19 protein-coding genes are annotated in these 23,881 nt (G+C 71.6%); 7 read left to right on the plus strand and 12 right to left on the minus strand.

Annotated features, from left to right (window positions below):
• Positions 1-19: 19 nt before the first annotated feature.
• The 9 genes from murG to rsmH all read right to left on the minus strand — a co-directional run bounded on the left by murG (position 20) and on the right by rsmH (position 11,716).
• Positions 20-1,108: an undecaprenyldiphospho-muramoylpentapeptide beta-N-acetylglucosaminyltransferase gene (gene murG, locus AB0D59_RS21510; protein ID WP_362567496.1), complete on the minus strand. Its 1,089-nt coding sequence runs from the start codon at positions 1,106-1,108 to the stop codon at positions 20-22.
• Positions 1,109-1,114: 6 nt separating this feature from the next.
• The gene (ftsW, locus tag AB0D59_RS21515) at positions 1,115-2,470 is read right to left on the minus strand and encodes a putative lipid II flippase FtsW (protein WP_362567499.1); all 1,356 of its coding nucleotides are present in this window, start codon (positions 2,468-2,470) and stop codon (positions 1,115-1,117) included.
• A gap of 66 nt (positions 2,471-2,536) precedes the next feature.
• Positions 2,537-3,955: a UDP-N-acetylmuramoyl-L-alanine--D-glutamate ligase gene (gene murD / locus AB0D59_RS21520; protein ID WP_362567501.1), complete on the minus strand. Its 1,419-nt coding sequence runs from the start codon at positions 3,953-3,955 to the stop codon at positions 2,537-2,539.
• Positions 3,937-5,007, minus strand: coding sequence for a phospho-N-acetylmuramoyl-pentapeptide-transferase (gene mraY / locus AB0D59_RS21525; RefSeq protein ID WP_362567876.1), 1,071 nt, complete (start codon positions 5,005-5,007; stop codon positions 3,937-3,939). Before mraY ends, murD begins: the two co-directional genes overlap by 19 nt.
• Positions 5,007-6,419, minus strand: coding sequence for a UDP-N-acetylmuramoyl-tripeptide--D-alanyl-D-alanine ligase (gene murF, locus AB0D59_RS21530; RefSeq protein ID WP_362567504.1), 1,413 nt, complete (start codon positions 6,417-6,419; stop codon positions 5,007-5,009). The genes mraY and murF overlap by 1 nt, the downstream gene beginning before the upstream one ends.
• A 4-nt stretch (positions 6,420-6,423) precedes the next feature.
• Positions 6,424-8,088: a UDP-N-acetylmuramoyl-L-alanyl-D-glutamate--2,6-diaminopimelate ligase gene (locus AB0D59_RS21535; protein WP_362567507.1), complete on the minus strand. Its 1,665-nt coding sequence runs from the start codon at positions 8,086-8,088 to the stop codon at positions 6,424-6,426.
• Between the two features lie 41 nt (positions 8,089-8,129).
• The gene (locus AB0D59_RS21540) at positions 8,130-10,115 is read right to left on the minus strand and encodes a penicillin-binding protein 2 (RefSeq protein WP_362567509.1); all 1,986 of its coding nucleotides are present in this window, start codon (positions 10,113-10,115) and stop codon (positions 8,130-8,132) included.
• A 5-nt stretch (positions 10,116-10,120) separates the two neighbouring features.
• Complete coding sequence (locus tag AB0D59_RS21545; RefSeq protein WP_362567511.1) at positions 10,121-10,669, minus strand: septum formation initiator family protein; 549 nt, start codon at positions 10,667-10,669, stop codon at positions 10,121-10,123.
• Positions 10,670-10,711: 42 nt separating this feature from the next.
• The gene (gene rsmH, locus AB0D59_RS21550; RefSeq protein ID WP_362567514.1) at positions 10,712-11,716 is read right to left on the minus strand and encodes a 16S rRNA (cytosine(1402)-N(4))-methyltransferase RsmH; all 1,005 of its coding nucleotides are present in this window, start codon (positions 11,714-11,716) and stop codon (positions 10,712-10,714) included.
• 360 nt (positions 11,717-12,076) lie between these two features.
• Between rsmH and AB0D59_RS21555 the strand changes: the two genes are divergently transcribed.
• The 4 genes from AB0D59_RS21555 (at position 12,077) to AB0D59_RS21570 (ending at position 17,659) form a co-directional block, all read left to right on the plus strand.
• Complete coding sequence (locus tag AB0D59_RS21555; protein WP_362567517.1) at positions 12,077-12,625, plus strand: carbonic anhydrase; 549 nt, start codon at positions 12,077-12,079, stop codon at positions 12,623-12,625.
• A gap of 263 nt (positions 12,626-12,888) precedes the next feature.
• A complete protein-coding gene (locus AB0D59_RS21560; protein ID WP_362567520.1) occupies positions 12,889-13,929 on the plus strand; it encodes a MoxR family ATPase in 1,041 nt (346 codons plus the stop codon).
• Positions 13,929-15,275: a DUF58 domain-containing protein gene (locus tag AB0D59_RS21565; RefSeq protein ID WP_362567523.1), complete on the plus strand. Its 1,347-nt coding sequence runs from the start codon at positions 13,929-13,931 to the stop codon at positions 15,273-15,275. The genes AB0D59_RS21560 and AB0D59_RS21565 overlap by 1 nt, the downstream gene beginning before the upstream one ends.
• Complete coding sequence (locus tag AB0D59_RS21570; RefSeq protein WP_362567526.1) at positions 15,275-17,659, plus strand: DUF3488 and transglutaminase-like domain-containing protein; 2,385 nt, start codon at positions 15,275-15,277, stop codon at positions 17,657-17,659. The genes AB0D59_RS21565 and AB0D59_RS21570 overlap by 1 nt, the downstream gene beginning before the upstream one ends.
• Before the next feature lie 120 nt (positions 17,660-17,779).
• On the opposite strand, the gene AB0D59_RS21575 is transcribed toward AB0D59_RS21570, so the two are convergent.
• The 3 genes from AB0D59_RS21575 to AB0D59_RS21585 all read right to left on the minus strand — a co-directional run bounded on the left by AB0D59_RS21575 (position 17,780) and on the right by AB0D59_RS21585 (position 19,932).
• Positions 17,780-18,169: a DUF3040 domain-containing protein gene (locus AB0D59_RS21575; RefSeq protein ID WP_362567529.1), complete on the minus strand. Its 390-nt coding sequence runs from the start codon at positions 18,167-18,169 to the stop codon at positions 17,780-17,782.
• A gap of 277 nt (positions 18,170-18,446) precedes the next feature.
• Positions 18,447-19,217 carry a methyltransferase gene (locus AB0D59_RS21580; RefSeq protein WP_362567532.1) on the minus strand — a complete coding sequence of 257 codons (771 nt, stop codon included), beginning with the start codon at positions 19,215-19,217 and terminating at the stop codon, positions 18,447-18,449.
• Between the two features lie 151 nt (positions 19,218-19,368).
• Positions 19,369-19,932, minus strand: a complete 564-nt coding sequence (locus AB0D59_RS21585; RefSeq protein ID WP_362567535.1) for an SAV_6107 family HEPN domain-containing protein — start codon at positions 19,930-19,932, stop codon at positions 19,369-19,371.
• 195 nt (positions 19,933-20,127) lie between these two features.
• On the opposite strand from AB0D59_RS21585, the gene AB0D59_RS21590 reads away from it, so the two are divergent.
• The 3 genes from AB0D59_RS21590 (at position 20,128) to AB0D59_RS21600 (ending at position 23,643) form a co-directional block, all read left to right on the plus strand.
• Positions 20,128-20,898, plus strand: coding sequence for an ATP-binding cassette domain-containing protein (locus AB0D59_RS21590; protein ID WP_362567538.1), 771 nt, complete (start codon positions 20,128-20,130; stop codon positions 20,896-20,898).
• Entirely contained in the window at positions 20,870-22,954 is a 2,085-nt protein-coding gene (locus tag AB0D59_RS21595) for a YhgE/Pip domain-containing protein (protein ID WP_362567541.1), read from the plus strand. The genes AB0D59_RS21590 and AB0D59_RS21595 overlap by 29 nt, the downstream gene beginning before the upstream one ends.
• 62 nt (positions 22,955-23,016) lie before the next feature.
• Positions 23,017-23,643, plus strand: coding sequence for a TetR/AcrR family transcriptional regulator (locus AB0D59_RS21600; protein WP_362567544.1), 627 nt, complete (start codon positions 23,017-23,019; stop codon positions 23,641-23,643).
• The last annotated feature ends 238 nt before the right edge of the window (positions 23,644-23,881 follow it).

Genomic DNA, 23,881 nt, shown 5'->3' on the forward strand with positions numbered 1-23,881 from the left:
TTGCCTTTCGTCATACGGCCTATCGGCTTGAGGCGATCGCCTCGTACACCATCCCGACGAGCAGGTCGTCGGCGTCCCGGCGGCCGAACTCGCTTGCCGCGCGGGACATCTCGTAGAGCCGGTGCGGGTCGGCGAGCACGGGCAGGACGTTCTGCTGCACCCACTCCGGGGTGAGTTCCGCGTCGTCGACCAGCAGACCGCCGCCGGCCTTGACCACCGGCTGGGCATTCAGCCGCTGTTCGCCGTTGCCGATGGGCAGCGGGACATAGGCGGCCGGGAGCCCGACGGCGGAGAGTTCGGCGACGGTCATCGCGCCCGCGCGGCAGAGCATCATGTCGGCCGCGGCGTACGCGAGGTCCATCCGGTCCAGGTAACTTACCGGGATGTACGGGGGCATCCCCGGCATCTGGTGCACCTGCGGCAGTTCGTTCTTCGGGCCGACCGCGTGCAGGATCTGGATGCCGGCCTGCTGGAGCCAGGGGGCGACCTGCTGGATGACCTCGTTGAGGCGGCGGGCGCCCTGGGAGCCGCCGGAGACCAGCAGCGTGGGCAGGTTGGGGTCGAGGCCGAAGCGGTGCCGGGCCTCGGGGCGGGCGGCGGCGCGGTCCAGGACGGAGATGGAGCGGCGCAGCGGGATGCCGATGTATCGGGCGTCGCGCAGCTTGCTGTCCGGGGTGGAGACCGCGACCCGGGCGGCGTACCGGGAGCCGATCTTGTTGGCGAGGCCGGGGCGGGCGTTGGCCTCGTGGATCACGATCGGCACGCCGAGGCGCTTGGCGGCGAGGTAGCCGGGCAGGGCGACATAGCCGCCGAAGCCGACGACGCAGTCCGCCTTGGTGCGCTCCAGGATCTGCTCGGCCGCCTTGATGGTGCCGCGCAGCCGGCCCGGGACGGTGATCAGTTCAGGGGTGGGCTTGCGGGGCAGCGGCACCGCCGGGATCAGCGCCAGCTCGTAGCCGCGCTCGGGTACCAGCTTGGTCTCCAGGCCGCGCTCCGTGCCCAGGGCCGTGATCCCCACGGTGGGGTCCTGCCTGCGCAGGGCGTCCGCGAGGGCAAGCGCGGGCTCGATGTGGCCGGCGGTCCCCCCACCAGCGAGTACGACATGCACCGAAATTCACCGCTCTCCGGACGAGCGCGCCACCGGGGCGCGCCGTCGCATCGTGTTCCATCTCCGAGGGCCCCGAGGACTCCCAGCCCCCCGCTTTCTACCAAAGCGAGGTTGCCGCGCCGCAAGCGCCGCCCGCGCAGCGGGCTCGTCGCGCGCGAAGGCGATCAGCAACCCGATGGCGAACATGGTCGGCAGCAGGGCGGAGCCTCCGTAGGAGAACAGCGGGAGGGGGACACCGGCGATCGGCAGCAGACCGAGCACCGCACCGATGTTGATCACCGCCTGGGCGGTGATCCAGGTGGTCACGCCTCCCGCGGCGTACCTCACGAAGGGGTCCTCCGTGCGTCCGGCCACGCGGATACCCGCATAGCCTAGAGCCGCGAAGAGGGCCAGTACCGACAGCGTCCCCGCCAGGCCCAGTTCCTCACCGGTGACGGCGAAGATGAAGTCGGTGTGGGCTTCGGGCAGTTGGCCCCATTTTTCCACACTCGCACCGAGTCCGGAACCAAAGAGTCCGCCGGAGGCCAGGGCATAGATGCCATGAACCGCCTGCCAGCAGTCGGCGACGCCGGTCTTGGGCTCGGTGGCGCCGATGCAGGCGAGCCGGGCCATCCGGTTGGGGCTGGTCTTGATGAGGATCACACCGAGCAGGCCGGCGATCGACAGCACCCCGGCGAACAGCCGGGTCGGCGCCCCCGCCAGCCACAGCAGGCCGAACAGGATCGCGGTCAGGATGATCGCCGTACCCATGTCGCCGCCGAGCATGATCAGGCCGAGCAGCAGGAAGCTCGCCGGGACCAGCGGCACCAGCATGTGCTTCCACTGGGTCAGCAGCCGCTTGTCCTGTTTGCGCGCCATCAGGTCGGCGCCCCACAGCACCAGGGCGAGCTTGCCGAACTCGCTGGGCTGGATCTGGAAGGAGCCGCCGAGGGAGATCCAGTTCTGGTTGCCGTTGACCGACATCCCTATCCCGGGGATCTGCACCAGAACCATCAGGAAGACGGCACCGGCGAGGATCGGGTAGGCGAGCGCCCGGTGCAGTTTCACCGGCATGCGGGACGCCACGAACAGCAGCACCCCGCCGATGCAGGCGGCCAGGAACTGTTTGCGGAAGAAGAACGAACCCGGCAGCGACATCTGCAGCGCGGTGATCTGGGAGGCCGAGTAGACCATCACCAGGCCCAGCACAATGATCAGCAGACTGCCGCCGAGGATCAGGTAGTACGCGGTCAGCGGCCGGTCCCAGGCCCGGTGGAGGCGCGTATGGAGCCGCCGCAGCGGATTGTCGCGCGGCGTACGGGCGGCGGCGGGCCTGCGGACTGCTCGCTGTACGGGCGGTCGGCCGGTGCGGCTACCTGGCATCAACGCCTCCGCTGAACGTCGACCGTCCCACGCGTCCCTCCCAAGGTCGCCCGGCAGGCGGCCGGGTCAGGCGCCGAGTTCGCGAACAGCCTGAGCGAACGCGTCACCGCGCTTGTTGTAGTTGGCGAACATGTCCATGGAGGCACAGGCGGGGGCAAGGAGCACCGTGTCGCCTTCGACCGCCAGTCGCCGCGCCTCCTGGACCGCCGCGAGCATCGCCCCAGTGTCGGTCCGGTCGAGGTCGACGACGGGTACTTCCGGCGCGTGTCGCGCCAGGGCGTCCCGGATGAGGGCGCGATCGGCGCCGATCAGCACCACGCCGCGAAGTCGCTTTGCCGACTTGGCGACCAGTTCGTCGAAGGCCGCCCCCTTCGCCAGACCGCCCGCAATCCATACGATCGACTCATATGACGCCAACGAGGCTTCCGCCGCGTGCGTGTTGGTCGCCTTGGAGTCGTCGATGTACGCGACCCCGCCCACGTCGGCCACGTGCGCGATGCGGTGCGCGTCCGGGGTGAAGTTCCGCAGCCCGTCCCGTACGGCCGTGGCGGGCACCCCGAAGGCGCGCGCGAGGGCCGCCGCGGCAAGGGCGTTGGCGATGTTGTGCGGGGCGGGCGGGTTGACGTCGGAGACCTCGGCCAGCTCCTGGGCGTTCTGCCGGCGGTTCTCGACGAAGGCGCGGTCGACGAGGATGCCGTCCACAACGCCGAGTTGGGACGGCCCCGGGGTGCCGAGGGTGAAGCCGATGGCCCGGCAGCCCTCCTCGACGTCGGCCTGCCGCACCAGCTCCTCGGTGAGCTTGTCGGCGACGTTGTAGACGCAGGCGACCCGGTTGCCCTCGTAGATACGCCCCTTGTCGGCGGCGTAGGCCTCCATGGAGCCGTGCCAGTCGAGGTGGTCGGGGGCGAGGTTGAGCACGACTGCGGAGTGGGCGCGCAGGGAGGGCGCCCAGTGCAGCTGATAGCTCGACAGCTCCACCGCGAGGACGTCGTACTCCTCGTCGCCGAGGACCGTGTCGAGCAGCGAGACGCCGATATTGCCGACGGCGGCCGTACGCAGGCCCGCGGCCTTCAGGATCGACGCCAGCATCTGGACGGTGGTGGTCTTGCCGTTGGTGCCGGTGACGGCGAGCCAGGGAGCAGCGTCGGGGCCGCGCAGCCGCCAGGCGAGTTCGACGTCACCCCAGATCTCGATGCCGGCCGCGCGGGCCGCCGTGAACAGCGGCTTGTCCGGCTTCCAGCCGGGCGCGGTGACGATCAGCTCGGTGCCCTCCGGCAGGGTTGCGCCGTCACCGAGGCGCACGGTGATGCCGAGCGCCTCCAGCTCCGCGGCCTGGGCACGCGCGCGTTCGTCGTCGCCGTCGTTGACGACCGTGACGATCGCCCCGCGCGCGTGCAGCACCTTCGCGGCCGGGACACCGGAGACGCCGAGCCCGGCGACGGTGACGTGCCTGCCCTGCCAGTCGGTCACTTTTGCGCTGCCCATCCTGCGTAGAAGAGCCCGAGTCCGACAATCACACAGATGCCTTGGATGATCCAGAAGCGGACCACCACCAGGACTTCGGACCAGCCCTTGAGTTCGAAGTGGTGCTGGAGTGGCGCCATCCGGAAGACGCGCCTGCCGGTGAGCCGGAAGGAGCCGACCTGGATGACGACCGACATGGTGATCAGGACGAACAGACCGCCCATGATGGCGACGAGGAGTTCGGTGCGGGACAGGATCGCGAGGCCCGTGAGGACACCGCCGAGCGCGAGCGAACCGGTGTCGCCCATGAAGATCTTGGCCGGCGAGGTGTTCCACCACAGGAAGCCGAGGCAGGAACCCATCAGCGCGGAGGCGATGACCGCGAGGTCCAGCGGATCGCGGACCGTGTAGCAGGCGTTGGGGTTGGTCAGGGTCATCGCGTTGGCGCAGGACTCCTGGAACTGCCAGACGCCGATGAACGTGTAGGCGCCGAAGACGAGCACGGAGGCGCCGGTGGCGAGACCGTCCAGACCGTCCGTCAGGTTCACGCCGTTGGACATCGCGAGGATCATGAACAGCGCCCAGACCACGAACAGCACCGGGCCGATGGTCCAGCCGAAGTCCGTGATGAAGGACAGCTTGGTGGACGCCGGAGTGTTGCCGATGGCATCCGGGAACTGCAGCGACAGCACCGCGAAGGAGATGCCGACGATCAGCTGGCCGGCCATCTTCGCCTTGGCCCGCAGACCCAGCGAACGCCGCTTGACGATCTTGATGTAGTCGTCCAGGAAGCCGACCAGGCCCATGCCGCACATCAGGCCGAGCACCAGCAGGCCCGAGTAGGTCGGGGCGTAGCCGGTGATCACCTTGGACAGGAAGTAGGCGGCGACCGTCGACAGGATGAAGGCGATACCGCCCATCGTCGGCGTACCGCGCTTGCTGGCGTGCTCGCGCGGGCCGTCGTCACGGATGTACTGGCCGTAGCCCTTGCGGGCGAGGAGCTTGATCAGCAGCGGGGTGCCGATCAGGGTCAGGAAGAGACCGATGACGCCCGAGAAGAGGATCTGCTTCATCATCGGGCATCAACACCCTCGGCACCGCTCTGGAGGAGCGCCTGGGCAACGCTCTCCAGGCCCACCGACCGTGACGCCTTCACGAGGACGACGTCCCCCGGGCGCAACTCGCTGCGCAACAGGTCGACCGCCGCCTGTGCGTCGGACACGTGCACCGACTCCTCACCCCACGAACCCTCGTTATATGCGCCCAGTTGCAGCCAGGAGGCTTCTAGTCCCCCGACCGCGACGAGCTTGCCGACATTGAGCCGGACGGCGAGCCGTCCGACCGCGTCGTGCTCGGCGAGCGCCTCGTCCCCGAGCTCGGCCATCTTGCCGAGCACCGCCCACGTGCGGCGCCCCTTGCCCATGGCCGCGAGCGCGCGCAACGCGGCTCGCATGGACTCGGGGTTGGCGTTGTAGGCGTCGTTGACGATGGTCACGCCGTCCGGGCGCTCGGTGACCTCCATACGCCAGCGGGAGAGGGAGCCAGCCTCGGAGAGCGCGGTGGCGATCTCTTCCGCGGACATGCCCAGCTCATGGGCGACGGCGGCCGCGGCGAGCGCGTTCGACACGTGGTGCTCACCGTACAGGCGCATGGTCACATCGCTTGCACCGGAGGGTGTGTGAAGGCTGAACGCGGGCTGTCCCGTGTCCGTGAGTCGTACGTTCTCGGCGCGTACGTCCGCTTCGGCCGACTCTCCGAAAAGGACCACCTTCGCCTTGGTACGGGAGGCCATGGCCCGCACCAGGGGGTCGTCCGCGTTGAGGATCGCGACGCCGCCGTCCTCGGCCGGGGGCAGGGCCTCCACCAACTCGCCCTTCGCCTGGGCGATCTGCTCACGGCCGCCGAACTCGCCGATGTGGGCGGTGCCGACGTTGAGGACCAGGCCGATCCTCGGGGGCGTCAGATCCGTCAGGTAGCGGATGTGGCCGATGCCGCGGGCGCCCATCTCCAGCACGAGGAACTTCGTCTCCTCGGTGGCGGACAGGGCGGTCAGCGGCAGGCCGATCTCGTTGTTGAGCGAGCCGGGCGTGAACACGGTCGGCGCCTTGGTGCGCAGCACCTGGGCGATGAGGTCCTTGGTGCTGGTCTTGCCGGCCGAGCCGGTGAGGGCCACGAGGGTCGCGCCGAGCCGTCGTACGACATGGCGGGCGAGGGCGCCGAGGGCGGTCTGGACGTCGTCCACGACGATCGCGGGCACGCCGACGGGGCGGGACGCCAGAACGGCGACCGCGCCCTGTCCGACGACCTGGGCCGCGAAGTCGTGGCCGTCCACGCGCTCGCCCACGAAGGCGGCGAACAGGCTGCCGGGTCCCGCCTCGCGGGAGTCCCGGACGACCTCTGAGGTGACCTGGACGGACGGATCCGGTATGTCATGCGTCTGCCCGCCGACGACTGCTGCGATCTCGGCGAGGGAGAGGGCGATCACAAGTTCATCCCTGGGTCTTCTGGATAGCTTCGCGAAGCACCTGGCGGTCGTCGAAGGGACGAACCACGCCGGCGATGTCCTGGCCCTGCTCATGGCCCTTGCCGGCGACCAGCACGGTGTCGCCGGGGTGGGCGCGGGCGACGGCCGCGGCGATCGCGGCGGCCCGCTCCTCGAAGAGGAGCACCTCGCCGCGCTCGTGGGCGGGCACCGTGGCGGCGCCTTCGAGCATGGTCGCGAGGATGGCGAGCGGGTCCTCGGAACGGGGGTTGTCGGAGGTCAGCAGGGCCGTGTCGGCGAGCCGGGCCGCGGCGGCGCCCATCGGGCCCCGCTTGCTCCTGTCGCGGTCGCCGCCGCAGCCGAGGACGATGTGCAGCCGGCCCTTGGTGACCTTGCGCAGGGCCTTGAGGACCGATTCGACGGCGTCCGTCTTGTGGGCGTAGTCGACGACCGCGAGGTAGGGCTGTCCGGCGTCCACGCGCTCCAGACGGCCCGGGACGCCCGGAACGGCGGCGATGCCGTCGGCGGCGGCCTGCGGGTCGAGGCCCGCGGCGGCCAGGGCGACGACCGCGGCGAGGGTGTTGGCCACGTTGAAGGGGCCCGGCAGCGGCGACTTGGCGGCGACCCGGACGTCCCCGGGCCCGACGACGGTGAACGTCGAGTCCATCGGGCCGATATGGACGTCCGCGGCCCGCCAGTCGGCGTCGGGGTGGCCCTCGGCGGAGTAGGTGACGACCGGGACGCCGGCCTCGCGGGCGAGTCTGCGTCCGTACTCGTCGTCGACGTTGACGACCCCCCGTTTGCTGCGTTCCGGGGTGAAGAGCTGCGCCTTGGCCCGGTAGTAGTCCTCCATGTCGGAGTGGAACTCCATGTGTTCCGGGCTGAGGTTGGTGAAGACGGCGATGTCGAAGACGCAGCCGTCGACCCGGCCGAGGACCAGGGCGTGGCTGGAGACCTCCATGGCGACGGCCTCGACGCCGCGCTCGCGCATGACGGCGAACAGGGCCTGGAGGTCGGTGGCCTCGGGGGTGGTGCGCTCGGACTTGATGCGCTCGTCGCCGATGCGCATCTCTACGGTGCCGATGAGTCCCGTGCTGCGCGTGCTCTTCAGACCGCCCTCGACCAGGTAGGCCGTGGTGGTCTTGCCGGAGGTGCCGGTGATGCCGATCTGGAGCAGGTCGCGGCCCGGGTGACCGTAGATGGTGGCCGCGAGTTCGCCCATCCGCGCGCGCGGGTCGTCGACGACCAGGGCCGGCAGGCCGGTCGCGGCGGCGCGTTCGGCGCCCGTCGGGTCGGTCAGCACGGCGACCGCGCCGAGGCCGGCGGCCTGGGCGACGAAGTCGGCGCCGTGCAGCCGGGCACCCGGCAGGGCGGCGTACACGTCACCGGGGCGGACCGCGCGCGAGTCATGGGTGATGCCCGTGACCTCCACCGCGTTGTCCGCGGTGTCCGGGACGGCGGCACCCAGCTGGTCGGCGAGCTCCGCGAGGGGTGTGGCGGAGACCTGAACCGGCCTGGGCGGCCCCGGATATGTCACGGAAACGCCCTTCTGGGTGGTTTGGGACTGATCAGCGTGTGGCACGGCGGTGAGCGTACCGGGCGCACCCGCTTCGGAGCGAAGTGAGGGGCCTGGGGCCCGGTGGTTCCCGGGATCGGGGGTGATCGTTGTCACGGGCTCGTTCCTGGAGGTCTTTCCGAAAGCTGGGGCGCTGATCAGGGCTTGTAGTCGACGGGCAGGTTCGCCGCCTTGGCGCCGGTCGGCGGGATCTGCAGGGTCTTCAGGGCGAACTCCATCACCTGCTTGTAGATCGGGCCGCAGATCTGGCCGCCGAAGTAGCTGCCGGCGGTGGCGTTCTGGATGGCGCAGTAGACGGTGATGCGGGGGTTGTCCGCGGGCGCGAACCCGGCGAACGACGAGGTGTAGCCGCGGTATCGGCCGGTGGCCGGATCCACCCGGTTGGCGGTGCCGGTCTTGCCCGCGACGTTGTAGCCGGGGATGGCGGCCTTGGCGCCGGTGCCCTGCTCGTCGTCCACGACGGACTCCAGCATCCCGGCAAGGGTCTTGGCCGTCTTCTCACTGACCACGCGGGTCTTCTTGGGCTGCGCGGCCGGGGCGAAGCGGCCGTCGGCACCCTTGGAGCCGCGCACCAGGGTCGGCTCGACCCGGACTCCGCCGTTGGCGATGGTCGAGTAGACGGAGGCCGCCTGCATGGCGTTGATGGAGAAACCCTGGCCGAAAGGGATCGTGTACTGCTGCGAGGTCGACCACTTGCCCGGGGCGGCCAGGATGCCCCGGGTCTCGCCGGGGAAGCCGAGCCCGGTGTAGCCGCCGATGCCGAACTTGCGCAGATACGAGTAGAGGACCTGGTTGGCCTGCTCCTGGGTCTTGCCGAGCTGGCCGGTGGCGAGGATGGTGCCGATGTTGCTGGACTTGGCGAGCACGCCGTTGAGCGTGAGGTACCAGGTCGCGTGGTCGACGTCGTCCTTGAAGAGCCGGTCGCCGCGGTGCAGCCGGTTGGGCACCACCACATGGGTGAGCGGGGTGGCCGCGTTCTCCTCCAGGACGGCCGCCATCGACATCACCTTGGCGGTGGAGCCGGGCTCATAGGCGTCCTGGAGGGCCGCGTTGCCCATCGCGGCGGCATCGGCCGTCGAGAGGTCGTTCGGGTCGAAGCCGGGCGAGTTGGCCATCGCCAGGATCTGCCCGGTCCTGGTGTCCTGGACCACCACATAGCCGCGGTCCGCCTTGGACTTCTGGACCTGCTCGGTGATGGCGTTCTGCGCGGCCCACTGGATGTCCCGGTCGATGGTCAGCTCGACGTCCGAGCCGGGCACGGCCGGGGTCTCCGTGGAGCCCGCGGTGGGCACCTCACGGCCGCCGGACTGGGCGTAGCGGATCTTGCCGTCCTTGCCGGTCAGCTGCTTGTCGAGCTGCTGCTCGACACCGCCGCCGCCCTTGCCGTCGGCGTTGACCCAGCCCAGTATCCCGGCGGCCAGGTCACCGTTCGGGTACACGCGCTGGCTGCTGGGGTCGGCGAAGACACCGGCGAGCACGTTGACGGTGCCGCTGTCGGTGTCGGCCTTGTTGGTGAGCGCGGTCTTCAGGTCCTTGATCTGCTTCCAGACCTGCGGGGTCTGCCGGGTGGCGAGCCGGACGTAGCGCAGTTCCCTGTTCTCGGGCCGCAGCAGCTTGACGAGGTCGGCCTGGCCCTTGCCGAGGATCGGGGCGAGCAGCGCGGCGGCCTGCTCGGGGCCGTTGTCCACCTTGAGCTGCTTGCGGGTGAACATCGTGGGGTCGGCGGTGATGTCGTACGCGTCCTCGCTGATCGCCAGCGCCACGCCGTTGCGGTCGGTGATCCCGCCGCGCGCGGCGGCCAGGGTGTGCACGACGTACCGGTTCTGTTCGGCCTTGGCGGCGTACGCGCTGGCGTCGACGGCCTGCACCTGGAGCAGCCGTCCGACGAAGATCAGCAGCACCAGGGTCAGGGCGAAGCCGACCATGCGCAGCCGGGGGCGGGGGCTGCCGAGCCGCAGGGGGCGCTGGGCCGGGGGGCGCGACGCGCTCGGGCGGCGGACCGGGCGGGCGCCGGGGCCGGGCCCGCGCCGGACCGCGCCCCGGGGCTCTCGGGGGCGTGGCGGCCTGGCGGGGCCGGGCACGCGGCGGCGCGGCGATTGCCTTTCTCCAGAAGTGTCTGGCACTTCCGTCACCTGCCGGGGGTCGTGGTCGGGGTCGTCACGGGCGTGAGTGCCGGCGTCGGGGCCGTCACCGGTGTGGTGACCGGCGTGGGCGTCGGTGCGGTCACCGGAGCGGAGACGGCCGGCGTCGGTACGGCGACGGACGGCGTGCCGATGGCCTCGGGGGCGGGCGGCTGGGTGGTCCCCCGCAGAGCGGCGGAGCTGGGGACGCCCTTGACGGTGCCGTCGGAGCCGAGGAAGGCCGGGTCGCCGCCGGGGACCATGCCGAGCTCGCGGGCCCGGCGCTGGAGGGCGTCGGGGGCCGAGTAGGCGTCGATGTCCCGCTGCAGGGCCTGTTCCTCGTCGGTGAGGTTCTTGGTCTGCTTCTGCAGGTCGTCGAGTCTGAACGAGCCCTCGCTGAGCGCCGAGTTCAGCACCAGCAGGCCGATCAGGCCGCCGCCGAGCAGCAGGACGACCAGCAGGACGAACGGGGTGCGGGCGGCCTGGTTGGCCCGGCCGACCGGAAAGAGCCGGGCGAGCCGGGCGGCCCGCCCTTTCAGCTCGGGTTTCCTACTCACGTGTCCTCCGGTGGGTCCGGAAACCCCGCGTGCTCACGCCGCTCATTCGATGGACTCCCTGATGCGCTGGGCCCCTCGAAGACGCGCGGGGGCGGCCCGGCGGTTCTCGGCGACCTCTTCCTCGGTGGGAAGTTCGGCACCGCGCGTGAGCAGCTTGAGCCGGGGCTGGTACTGCTCGGGCACGACCGGCAGTCCGGGTGGCGCGGTGGTGGCGGCACCGGCCGCGAACACCTGCTTGACGAGGCGGTCTTCGAGCGAGTGGTACGACAGTACGGCGATCCGACCGCCGACCGCGAGGGCCTTCACCGCGGCCGGGATCGCCCTTTCCAGGACGGCCAGTTCGCCGTTGACCTCGATGCGCAGGGCCTGGAAGGTGCGCTTGGCCGGGTTGCCCCCGGTGCGCTTGGCGGCCTGCGGCAGGGAGTCCCGGATCAGCTCGACGAGCCGGGCGCTGTTGCTGAACGGCTCCTTCTCGCGTTCCCGGACGATCGCCGAGACGATCCGCTTGGCCTGCTTCTCCTCGCCGTACGCGAACAGGATGCGCACGAGGTCGCCGGCCGGATAGGTGTTGAGGACCTCGGCGGCGCTGATGCCGGTCGTCTGGTCCATGCGCATGTCCAAGGGAGCGTCCTGGGCGTAGGCGAAGCCGCGGTCCGCCTCGTCGAGTTGCATGGAGGAGACACCGAGGTCGAACAACACGCCCTGCACGCGCGCGATGCCGAGACGTTCGAGTACCCCGGGCAGCTCGTCGTACACGGCGTGCACCAGGGTGGCGCGGTCGCCGAAGGGGGCGAGGCGTTCGCCGGACAGGCGCAGCGCCTCCTTGTCACGGTCCAGGGCGACCAGACGGGCCTCGGGGAAGCGGGTCAGCAGCGCCTCGCTGTGACCGCCTAGGCCGAGGGTGCAGTCGACGACCACGCTGCCCGGCGCCTCCAGGGCAGGTGCCAGCAGGTCCAGGCACCGCTGGAGCATCACCGGGACGTGTCGGCTCTCGCCCTCCGGTCGCCCGCCACCGCCCTTGTTCGGAAGCGCTTCGCGCCCTTGCATTCTTGGGGGCCTCTCAGGTCCGGGCGGGAGATACGCACCGCCGGGTCCCCGCCCGCTCGGTACGCGCGCCGCGCACGTGGGGAGACGGTCCGGGCGCCGTGCCGGGGTCTCCAGGGGATTTCACCAGCGGGGAGAGCCTCGCCTCCCGCTTCGCGTCACTTTAGTCCACCGTGTCGCCCGGTCAATCAACCGGCCTGCGCGGCGCGTACGGCATGGCGGCGGGGCCGGCGATTGGAAAGGAATCACCCGTACGGACCCGGTTTGCCCTCCGTGTGGGGTAGCTCACAACAAGCCACGATGACGTTCTTTGTGCCCTCTCACAGCAGGCTCCGACCGCCCGTGACCAGTACCGTCGTGTCTATGACGACTTCCGCAGCAGCTCCCACTGGACCCGAAGGCGCCATAACCGACGGCGGCACCGTGACGGATCGCCTGGTCGACGCCAACCGTACGTACGCCGCAGCCTTCACAGACCCCGGTATGGACGCCCGGCCCGTGCTGCATGTGGCCGTGGTGTCCTGTATGGACGCCCGTATCGACCTGCACAAGGCGCTCGGCCTGCACCTCGGCGACTGTCACACCATCCGCAACGCCGGCGGTGTGGTCACCGACGACGTGATCCGCTCGCTCACCGTCAGCCAGCGCAAGCTCGGCACCCGCAGCGTGGTCCTCATCCACCACACCGGCTGCGGCCTGGAGGCCCTCACCGAGGACTTCCGCACCGAGCTGGAGATGGAGGTCGGCCAGCGCCCGGCCTGGGCGGTGGAGTCCTTCCGGGACGTCGACCAGGACGTACGGCAGTCCATGCAGCGGGTGCGCACCTCGCCGTTCCTGCTCCACACCGACGACGTACGCGGCTTCGTCTTCGACGTCCGCACCGGCCTGCTGCGCGAGGTCGACCCGGCCTGAGCCGGCCGGCTCGGACGGACCGCCCGCCCCGAAAACCGCCGCCGTACCCTGTCAGGACGCTGTCGAATACACGGTCGAAAGGTCGTAAGACCGACATAGTGCGGGCAGTTGTCCACAGGCGAGTGACACGAATCGGTAACGGCAGCAAGAATGCGGTGTGGGACGTCGCGCGGAACTATTCACGCGTGGTGTCCGTGTTTCGGGGTGGGCCGGTTCCGCTGACAGAGCGCCGGCCCGGGCAATGAAGGGCCGAGGAGGGCCGGGTGACGACCTATGACGATCGAGCGAGCCTTACTGATCTGACCGCCACTGTGGAGCGGGTCCGCAGTTCGGTAGAGGGTGTGATCGAGGGCAAGCCCGAGGTCGTACGGCTTTCGCTGACCGTGCTGCTGGCCGAGGGACATCTTCTGATCGAGGACGTCCCCGGCGTGGGCAAGACGATGCTGGCGAAGGCGCTGGCGCGGTCCATCGACTGTTCGGTGCGACGCATCCAGTTCACGCCCGACCTGCTGCCGTCGGACATCACCGGCGTGTCCATCTGGGACCAGCAGCGCCGGGACTTCGAGTTCAAACCGGGCGCCATCTTCGCCCAGATCGTGATCGGCGACGAGATCAACCGCGCCTCGCCCAAGACCCAGTCCGCGCTGCTGGAGTCGATGGAGGAGCGGCAGGTCACCATCGACGGGCAGACCTATGAACTGCCCAGCCCGTTCATGGTGGTGGCCACCCAGAACCCGGTCGAGATGGAGGGCACCTACCCGCTGCCGGAGGCACAGCGCGACCGCTTCATGGCCCGCGTCTCGGTCGGCTACCCCAGCGTGGAGGCCGAGTTGCAGATGCTCGACATCCACGGCGGGGCGAGCCCCCTGGAGGACCTCCAGCCGGTGGCGCACGCGCACGACATCGTGAAGCTCGTCGAGACCGTGCGGGGCGTCCACGTCGCCGAGACGGTCCGGCGGTACGCGGTGGACCTGGTCTCCGCCACCCGTACCCACCCCGACCTCAGACTCGGCGCCTCCCCGCGCGCGACGCTGCATCTGCTGCGCGCGGCGAAGGCGTCCGCCGCCCTGAGCGGCCGGGAGTACGCGCTGCCGGACGACGTGCAGGCGCTCGCCGTGGCGGTGCTGGCCCACCGGCTGCTGCCCACCGCGCAGGCCCAGCTCAACCGGCGCACCGCCGAGCAGGTGGTGCAGGAGATCCTGCAGCAGACCCCGGTGCCCGCGGCCCCCGGGCAGCAGAGCGGCTTCGGCGGTCTGGGCCGGGGCGTGCCGGCCTATCCCCAGCAGCCCCCGCGGAGTCTGTGATGAGCGCCCCGGCGGAGGCCGACCGCGAGGAGTCGGGCGGCCTCCGCACGGCCCTGGCCGGGCTGACCACCCGTGGCCGCTCCTTCCTGGCGGCCGGCATCGCGGCGGTGATCTGCGCGTACGTACTCGGCCAGAGCGATCTGCGCCGGGTCGGGCTGCTGCTCGCCGTGCTGCCGCTGATCTGCGCGGCCGTGCTCTACCGCACCCGCTACCGGGTGGCCGGCAGCCGCCGGCTCTCCCCCTCGCGGGTACCGGCCGGCAGCGAGGCCCGGGTCCATCTGCGGATGGACAACGTCTCGCGGCTGCCCACCGGCCTGCTGATGCTCCAGGACCGGGTGCCCTACGTCCTCGGCCCGCGCCCGCGCTTCGTCCTGGACCGGGTCGAGCCGGGCGGCCGCCGGGAGGTCTCCTACCGGGTCCGCTCGGACCTGCGCGGGCGCTATCCGCTGGGGCCGCTCCAGCTGCGCCTGACCGACCCGTTCGGGATGTGCGAACTGACCCGGTCCTTCTCGACCTTCGACACCCTGACCGTCATCCCGAAGGTGGAGCCGCTGTCGCCGATCCGGCTCGGCGGCGAGGCGAAGGGGTACGGCGACGGGCGGCAGCGCTCCCTGGCCCTGGCCGGCGAGGACGACGTGATTCCGCGCGGCTACCGGTACGGCGACGACCTGCGCCGGGTGCACTGGCGCTCCACCGCCCGCTACGGCGAGCTGATGGTGCGCCGCGAGGAGCAGCCGCAGCGCGCCCGCTGCACGGTGCTGCTTGACACCCGGGGCATCGCCTACGAGGGCGCGGGCCCCGACTCGGCGTTCGAATGGGCGGTCTCCGGCGCCGCCTCGGTCCTGGTCCACATGCTCGAACGCGGCTACTCGGTCCGGCTGTTGACGGACACCGGCAGCGCGGTGCCCGGTGAGGGCGCCGACGGTTTCGCGGGCTCCGGCCAGGATTCCGCGGACGCGGCCGGACTGCTGATGGACACCCTGGCCGTGATCGACCACTCGGACGGCGCCGGCCTGTCCCGGGCCTACGACGTGCTGCGCGGCGGGAACGAGGGGCTGCTGGTGGCCTTCCTGGGCGACCTCGACGAGGAGCAGGCGGCGATGGCCACGAAGATGCGCCAGCGCAGCGGCGGTGCCGTCGCCTTCGTCCTGGACCCGGGCACCTGGGTGCGGGAGCCCACCGACGTGGCCGCGCCGGGCAACGCCCACGAGGAGGGGCTGCGGCTGCTGCGCGAGTCCGGCTGGACGGTGGTCGGCGTGCCGCGCGGCGCCCCGCTGGCCGAGCTGTGGCAGCAGGCCGACCGGGAGCGTCTCTCGGTGGCCACGGCGGGCGGGGAGGCCCGGTGATGAGCGGACGGGCCCGACTGGCCCTGACCGCGGCGGCGGCGACGCTGATGGCGTCCTGTGCCCTGCTGCCCCTGGTCTCTCCGAGGACCTGGATGTTCCAGGCGGCCTTCCTGGTGGCGATCCAGACCGGCGTGGGCGCGGCCGCGCGCCGGGTGCCGCTGGCCCGGCCACTCACCGTGGCCGCGCAGGCCCTGGTCACTCTGCTGATGCTGACCGTGGTCTTCGCCCGGGGCCACGCCGTCGCCGGGCTGATCCCCGGCCCGGACACCTTCCGGTACTTCGCCGACCTGCTCCAGCAGGGCTCCGAGGACGTCAGCCGGTATGCGATACCCGCGCCGCTGTCGGACGGCATCCGGCTGATGCTGGTCGGCGGGGTACTGGTCGTCGGGCTGATCGTGGACACCCTCGCGGTGACCTTCCGCAGCGCGGCCCCGGCCGGACTGCCGCTGCTCGCGCTGTACTCGGTGGCGGCGGGCCTGTCCGACGAGCCGACCGACTGGCTCTGGTTCCTGGTGGCCGCGGCCGGCTATCTGCTGCTCCTGCTCGCCGAGGGCCGGGACCGGCTCTCTCAGTGGGGCCGGGTGTTCGGCGGGGTCTCACGCGTCCCGGGCGGCCAGGAGAGCGGCGCGGTGGCCCCGGTGCGCACCGGCCGCCGGATCGGCTTCGCCGTGCTGAGCGTGGCCCTGTTCGTGCCGTTCGTGATGCCCTCGATCCAGGGCGGCCTGCTGGACGGCACCGGGAACGGCGTCGGCGTGGGCGCCGGGAACGGCGGCACGATCTCCGCGGTCAACCCCCTGGTGTCGCTGCGGGACAGCCTCAACGTGGACGAGGACCGTCAGGTGCTGTCCGTACGGACCAGCACCGCCGACGTCTCCGACCTGTATCTGCGGATCGTCTCGCTGGACGACTTCGACGGCACCACCTGGAAGCCGGCCCAGCGGCACATCACCGGCGTCCCGGACACCTTCCCGACCCCGGCCGGCCTGGGCGGCGACATCAAGCGGGCGACGGTGCGGACCACCATCTCGGCCGCCGACTGGTACGCCCAGGACTGGCTGCCGATGCCGTACCCGCCGAGCGGCGTGAAGATCGCCGGCACCTGGCGCTACGAGCCCGTCGGGATGACGCTGGTCGGCGACCACGGGCAGAACACGCGCGGTGAGACCTACCAGGTCACCAGCCTGGACGTGCAGCCGACGGCGGAGCAGCTGGCCGCGGCGCCGGAGCCGACGGCCGCCATGAAGAAGGAGTACACCAAGGTGCCCTCCTCGCTGCCGTCGGTGGTGGCGCGGACGGCCCAGGACGTCACCGCGGGCGCGACGAACCACTACGAGGAGGCGGTCAAGCTCCAGGACTACTTCGCGGTGAACGGCGGCTTCCAGTACGACACCCAGGTGCAGGTCGGCCGGGGCGAGGGCGCGATCGCGAACTTCCTGAAGCAGAAGCGCGGCTTCTGCGTGCACTTCTCCTTCGCGATGGCCACGATGGCCCGGACGCTGGGCATCCCGGCCCGGGTCGCGGTGGGCTTCGCGCCCGGCACCCCGCAGGCCGACGGCACGGTCTCGGTGGGGCTGAAGGACGCGCACGCCTGGCCGGAGCTGTACTTCGAGGGCGTGGGCTGGACCCGCTTCGAGCCGACCCCGACCCGGGGCACGACGCCGTCGTACACCGTCTCGGACAGCCCCGGCTCCTCGGTGCCGGACCAGGCCGTGCCCTCCACGGGCGCCTCGGCGGCGCCGTCGGCGTCGGCCTCGGCGAGTGAGAGCTGCACGGCCCAGCAGCGCAAGCTCGACGGCTGCGCGAGCCCGTCGGCAGCGGGTGCGGTGACGGACGGCGACGGAGGCGGGACGTCCCTGCGGTGGCCGCTGGGGGCGCTCGGCGGTATCGCCGTGGTGGCGCTGCTGCTGTCGCCGATGCTGTGGCGGCAGCGGGTGCGGGCGAAGCGGCTCGGTTCGTATGCGCGGACCGAGGAGGGCATCGCGGCGCACACCCTGGCGGTCTGGCTGGAACTGATCGACACGGCATGGGACTTCGGCATCCTGCCGGACGAGTCACAGACCCCGCGCGGGACGGCCGCCCGGATCGTCCGCCTGGGCCGTCTCGACCCGGTGTCGGCTGCTTCGGCGCACCGGGTCGCGGACGCGGTCGAGCAGGTGCTGTACGCGCCGCTGTCGCGGCTGACGCCGGGGATCGCGGACGACGTCCGCCGGGTGGCGGTCGGACTGGACGGCCCGGCGAGTGGCCTCACCCACTTCAGAGCGCTGCTCCTGCCGAGGTCGGCCGTGCGCGTGGTGTGGGCGATGTCGGCCGGGTGGGCGCGGCTGCGGGGACGGGTTGCGGCCTACCGGCCGACGCTGCGGAAGCCGTCGGGGCAGCAGGGCTGACCGACAGGCAGGCTGACCGGGCAGGCGGCCCGCGGACATGACTGAGGGGTGATCACCCGGTGGGTGGTCACCCCTCAGTCGCGCTCTGTTCTGCCTGTTCTCTGCCTGTTCGGCGAAGCTCTAGTGGCCCTGCTCGTCGCGGCGGCGCTGCCAGCGCTCCTCGATGCGGTTCATCATCGAGCGCCTCGGCCGACTCTGACGGCGGGCCTGCGGGCCTCCCGCGGGCTGTTCGCCGGGCTTGGGGGCCTTGCGCCAGCCGGTGACGACAAGGACCGCGCAGCCCAGCATGACGAGGAAGCCCACCACGCTGACCCAGATCTGCTTTGCGACCATTCCGGCCATGAGGAGCGCGATACCCACGAGGAAGCCCGCGGCCGCCTGGTAGACCCGTCGCCGGGTGTACGTCCGCAGCCCGCTTCCCTCAAGCGCTGTCGCGAACTTGGGGTCTTCGGCGTACAGCGCTCGCTCCATCTGCTCAAGCATTCGCTGCTCGTGCTCCGAGAGCGGCACGGCGTCCTCCTCATCGTGCAGTCGCCAGGGCGACCCGGGGGGTCCCTTCAGGATAGGCAGGGAATCGCCCCCGTGAAACCCGCCCCTCTAGGCCAATTGGCCAACCGGAATCCGACATGGGCGTTCCGGCTCGCTGAGGCTTCCATTCCCCAACGGCCGTCCCGTCATGCCGAGCGGTCTCCCTCGATCATACGGCGCAAACCCCTCGATCGGGGGGCCTGTGGCGTACTCCATCCGCTGCCGAGCCCCTGATCAGCGGGCTCGTCTCAGGAGGATCTCAGGCCCCGGCCGCACCCGGAGTCTCGCCGAGCACATGGAGCTGGGTGGCGACGGCGTGGAAGGCCGGGAGCTCGGCCGCGGCGGCCTCCAGCTTCAGCAGGGCGTCGAGAGCGCCGGGCTCGGTGTCCACCAGGACGCCTGGTACCAGGTCGGCGAAGACCCGCACGCCGTGCACGGCGGCGACGGACAGGCCCGCGCCCTCGACCAGGCCGGTGAGCTGCTCGGCGGTGAAGCGGCGCGGCATGGGGTCGCCGCTGCCCCAGCGGCCGTCGGGGTCGTCGAGGGCCTGCCGGGCCTCCTTGAAGTGCCCGGCGAGGGCCCGCGCGACCACGGCCCCGCCGAGCCCGGCGGCGAGCAGGCTGAGGACGCCCTCGGAGCGCAGCGCGGCCACCGTGTTGCGCACGCCCTCGGCCGGGTCGTCGACGTACTCCAGGACGCCGTGGCAGAGCACCACGTCGTGGCCGCCGCGCTCGACCACGTCGAACAGGCCGAGGACGTCGCCCTGGACGCCCTTGACCCGGTCGGCGACGCCGGCCTCGGCGGCGCGGCGCTCCAGCGCGAACAGCGCGTTCGGGCTGGGGTCGACCACGGTGACACGGTGGCCGAGGCGGGCGAGGGGCACGGCGAAGTTGCCGCTGCCGCCGCCGGTGTCCAGGACGTCCAGCGCCTCCCGGCCGGTGGCCTTGACCCGGCGGTCGAGAGCGTCCTGAAGGACCTCCCAGACCACGGCGGTACGGAGAGAAGCGCGGGGTCGTGTGGGGTCCGGCACGGCAGTTGACTCCTCGGCGCGGCACCGCCTGTTGCCCGGCGGCGCGAACTCGGTGCCTCCCCGGCCCGGGGTGCGGGAGGAAGGAAGGCTTCAGGCGCTCTCCACCCTATTGCCTCCGCTGCCACCCTCTCTCCTGAGCTGCCCCGCCCGGTCACCCCGCGTCGGGCAGCCCCCTGTCCGGGGCGCCGTCGGGCCGCTCCCCGTCCTGTCGGCGGGGCTGCGGCAGCACCGGCTGGAGGACGAGCATCCGCTCGACTATGCGGAGGAACATCTCCACGTCCCGTATCAGGTCGTCGGCGTCGCGGCGGCCGGCCGCGCCCTGGATGCCCGCCTCGGCGCGGGCGCGGCGGCGGGCGCCGGAGGCGAACAGGGCGCTCCACTCGGTGAGCTCGGGCGCGACCTCGGGGAGCACCTCCCAGGCGCTGCGGATGCGGGCCCGGCGCCGGGGCGAGGTCTCGGGGCGGGCGCGGGCGGCGAGCACGGCGGCCGCGGTGCGCAGCGCGGCCAGATGGGCGGTCGCATAGCGCTCGTTGGCGGTGTCGAGGAGTGCGGCCTCGTCGAGGGTGGCGCGGGCCTGGGTGAGCAGGTCGAGGGCGGCGGGCGGGGCCGTGGCCCGGCGGAGCACGGGGTGCACGTCCCTCGCCGGGCCGGTCAGTGAGGGGGCAGGGCCGGTGGCGCGGCGCCGGTGTGCGGCGGCCGCTGAGGAGTTGGCCATGACGAACCTCCTGTCGTCTGGGTGACGGCTCCCTCACACGGGGTGCCGTATGTGCCCATCGTGAGGTATGGCACTGACAATCCGTTCTGACCTGGGATTTTGCTTCGATCGCAAGTTCGGGCTAGTTTTTGCACTGACCAGTCAGTTCAAAAATGAAGTCGATACGGACCATACTTCGGAAGGCAGGGGGGACCTGTGCACGGCGTACCTGTCACGGCCGACCGGCTCGGGCTCGAGGGCCCGCGCGGCTGGGCGTTCCGGGGGATCTCCCTGGACGCCGGGCCCGGCGCACTGATCGCGGTGGAGGGGCCGTCCGGCTCCGGCCGCACCTGTCTGCTGCTGGCCCTCACCGGGCGGATGAGGGCCACCGAGGGCATCGCGACCGTCGGCGAGGCCCGGCTGCCCAAACAGCCGGCGGCCGTGCGCCGGATCAGCGCGGTGGCCAACGTCGCCGGGGTCACCGACCTCGAACCCGCCCTGACCGTGGGCGAGCACCTGCGTGAACGGGCCCTGCTCCAGCGCCGGTTCGGCGACTCGCTGCGCGCCCTGCTGCGGCCCCGGGCCGAGAAGGGCGCACAGGCGCGGCAGTTGACCGAGGAGGCTCTGGCCGCCGCCGGCCTCGACCTGGAGGCACTGCCGAAGGGCGCCCGGACCGCCGTACGGGATCTGGAGCGGATCGAGGCGCTGCGGCTGTCCGTGGCGCTGGCACTGGTCGGCAAGCCGCGGCTGCTGGCCGTGGACGACGCGGACCTCAAGCTGTCGCCGACCGAACGGACCGAGGTGCGGGCGCTGTTGGCGTCGATCGCCGCGGCCGGGACGACCGTGGTGGCGGTGTGCCAGGAGGCCCTGGAGGGGGCTGTCGTGGTACGCACCGGGACCGCCCAGGAAGAGGAGACCGGGATGCCCGAAGGCACCGGAACCGGGGAGGAGGCCGGCGATGCGCTCACCGCGACTGGCCGCGCTTGAGCTCAGGCGCTTCGGACGGGGCAGGCTGCCCCGCGCGGCCCTGGTGGCCCTGCTGGTGCTGCCGCTGCTGTACGGCGCGCTCTACCTGTGGTCGTTCTGGGATCCGTACGGCCGGCTGGACCGCATCCCGGTGGCGCTCGTGAACGACGACAAGGGGGCGAGCGCGAGCGGCGGAAAGATCACCGCGGGCGACGACATCGTGGACGGCCTCGAGGACAGCAGGACGTTCGAGTGGCACCAGGTGAGCGCGGCCGAGGCGCGCCGGGGTGTCGAGAACGGCACCTACTACCTGTCGCTGACCATGCCCGCCGACTTCAGCTCGCGCATCGCCTCCAGCGCGGGCGACTCCCCGGAGACCGGCGCGCTCCAGGTGCGTACGAACGACGCGAACAACTACATCGTCGGCCAGATCTCCCGCACGGTCTTCAACGAGGTGCGCTCGGCCGCGTCCGCCAAGGCGTCCCGGTCCTTCCTGGACCGCATCTTCATCTCGTTCGCCGACATCCACGGGCAGACCGTCAAGGCCGCCGAGGGCGCCGACACGCTCACCGGTGGCATCGGGAAGGCCGAGAAGGGCTCGAAGGACCTCGCGGACGGGCTGAAGGACGCCAAGACCGGCAGCGGCAAGCTCGCCAAGGGGATCAAGAAGCTGGACGCGGGCGCGGGGACGCTGGAGGACGGTTCCCAGCAGGTCGCGGACGGCACCCAGTCCCTCGCGGACCAGGTCAACGGGGTCTACGGCAAGGTCGGCCCGTATCTGGAGGACAACGAGAGGACCATCGGCGACACGGCACGGCTGGTCGCCGACTCGGCGCGCACCGTCCGCGACAACCTGGGCGTCCTGGTGAAGGCGGCCCCGGCGGCCGCGAAGAGCGCGCACACGGCCGCCGAGACGCTGGACGAGGTCTACCGGGCCCGCTGCTCGGCCGAACTGCTGACCGACCCGGTCTGTCCCGACCTGAAGAAGGCCAGGGACGCGGCCGACGACGTGGCCGCGGTCGCCGACGACCTCAACACGCTGATCGCGGACCAGCACGGCGACCTGAAGACGCTCGACGCCGGCCTCGGCACCCTCCAGCGGCAGGCCCAGGCCCTCGCCGACCGGGCCCCGCACCTCTCCGAGGACGTCGCCGACGCCGTCAAGAAGATCAACAAGCTGAACGACGGCGCGGCCCAGGTCGCCGCGGGCGCCGAGAAGCTGCACACCGGCCTCGGCACGGCCCTGACCGGCGCGACCGGCCTGGACACGGGCGTCGGCAAGCTCAAGACCGGCGCCTACGACCTCAACGGCGGGATGTACAAGCTCGTCGACGGCTCCGGCAAGCTCGCCGGCGGTCTGCACGACGGTGCCGCCCGGATCCCCGACTACGGCAAGAACGACCGCGACCGGCGCACCGAGGTGATGGCCGACCCGGTCCAGCTCGCCTCCCAGGACCTGCACAAGGCGCCCAACTACGGCACCGGGTTCGCCCCGTACTTCATCCCGCTGTCCCTGTGGGTCGGTGCGATGGTGGCCTACATGCTGATCCAGCCGCTCAACCGGCGTGCCCTGGCGGCCGGTTCGGCCGCCTGGCGGATCGCGCTGGCGGGCTGGCTGCCGGTGGTCGCGGTCGGGGTGCTCCAGACGGCCGCCCTGATGGCCGTCCTGCACTGGGCGATCGGTCTGGAGATGGCCCGCGCGGCCGGGACGGTCGGGTTCCTGTTCCTGGTGACGGCGTGCTTCGCGGCGATCGTGCAGTGGCTGAACGCCCGCTTCGGCGCAGCCGGCCGGATCCTGGTGCTGGCGCTGCTGATGCTCCAGCTGACGTCGGCGGGCGGCACCTATCCCGTGCAGACCAGCCCGGGCTTCTTCAACGCGATCCACCCGTTCCTGCCGATGAGCTACGTCGTGGCGGCGCTGCGGCGGCTGATCACCGGCGGCGGACTGGGACCGGTGTGGCAGGCCTGCGCCGTGCTGACGGCGTTCACCGTGGGCGCCCTTGCGCTCACCGCCCTGTCGGCCCGGCGCCGCCAGATGTGGACGCTGGACCGGCTGCACCCCGAGCTGAGCCTGTGAGGAGATCCATGACGTCCTCTCCGGTGCCCGCGGGGGCCGCCGTTCCTGTGAGAATCAGGACCATGGAAAGCAGCAGCACCACGGGCGGCAGCACGCGCCGTGAAGCCACCCGGCAGAAGCTCTACGAGGCGGCCGTCACCCTCATCGCCGAGCAGGGCTTCTCCGCCACCACCGTGGACGAGATCGCCGAGCGTGCCGGGGTCGCGAAGGGCACGGTCTACTACAACTTCGCGAGCAAGTCGGTCCTCTTCGAGGAGCTGCTGCGGCACGGCGTGGGCCTCCTCACCGCCTCCTTGAAGGAGGCCGCCGAGCGGACCGCGCGGGAGGGCGGCAGCCAGGTCGACGCCCTGGACGCCATGATCCGCGCGGGCCTGGTCTTCATCGACCGCTACCCGGCCTTCACCCAGCTCTACGTGGCCGAGCTGTGGCGCACCAACCGGGCCTGGCAGTCGACGCTGATGGTGGTCCGGCAGCAGGCGGTCGCGGTCGTCGAGGGCGTACTGCGCGAGGGCGTCGAGAACGGCGAGTTCAGCGACGAGATCGACATCCAGCTGACGGCGGCCGCGCTGGTCGGCATGGTGCTGGTGGCCGCGCTGGACTGGAAGTCCTTCCAGCCGGAGCGCTCCCTGGACGACGTCCACTCGGCCCTGTCCCGGCTGTTGCAGGGACGGGTGAGTGGAAAGGGCTGAGCCCTGCCAGGACCGGCACGCGCGCGTGGCCGCGAGAAAGCCGCACGCGCGCGTGGACAGACGAAAGCGCCGTACGCGCGCATGGACAGACGAAAACACCGCACGCGCGCGTGGGCACACGAAAGCGCCGGCCCGCGGTGGCCGCGTCCCCCGCGGGCCACCGTCGGACCGGCGCCTTCCCTGCACCCCCGTGCTTCCCCCGGTTTCCCGTCGTTCCCCCGGGTCCCCTCTCCCCCGT

It is taken from the genome of Streptomyces sp. NPDC048417 (assembly GCF_040651615.1).
Classification (GTDB): Bacteria; Actinomycetota; Actinomycetes; order Streptomycetales; family Streptomycetaceae; genus Streptomyces.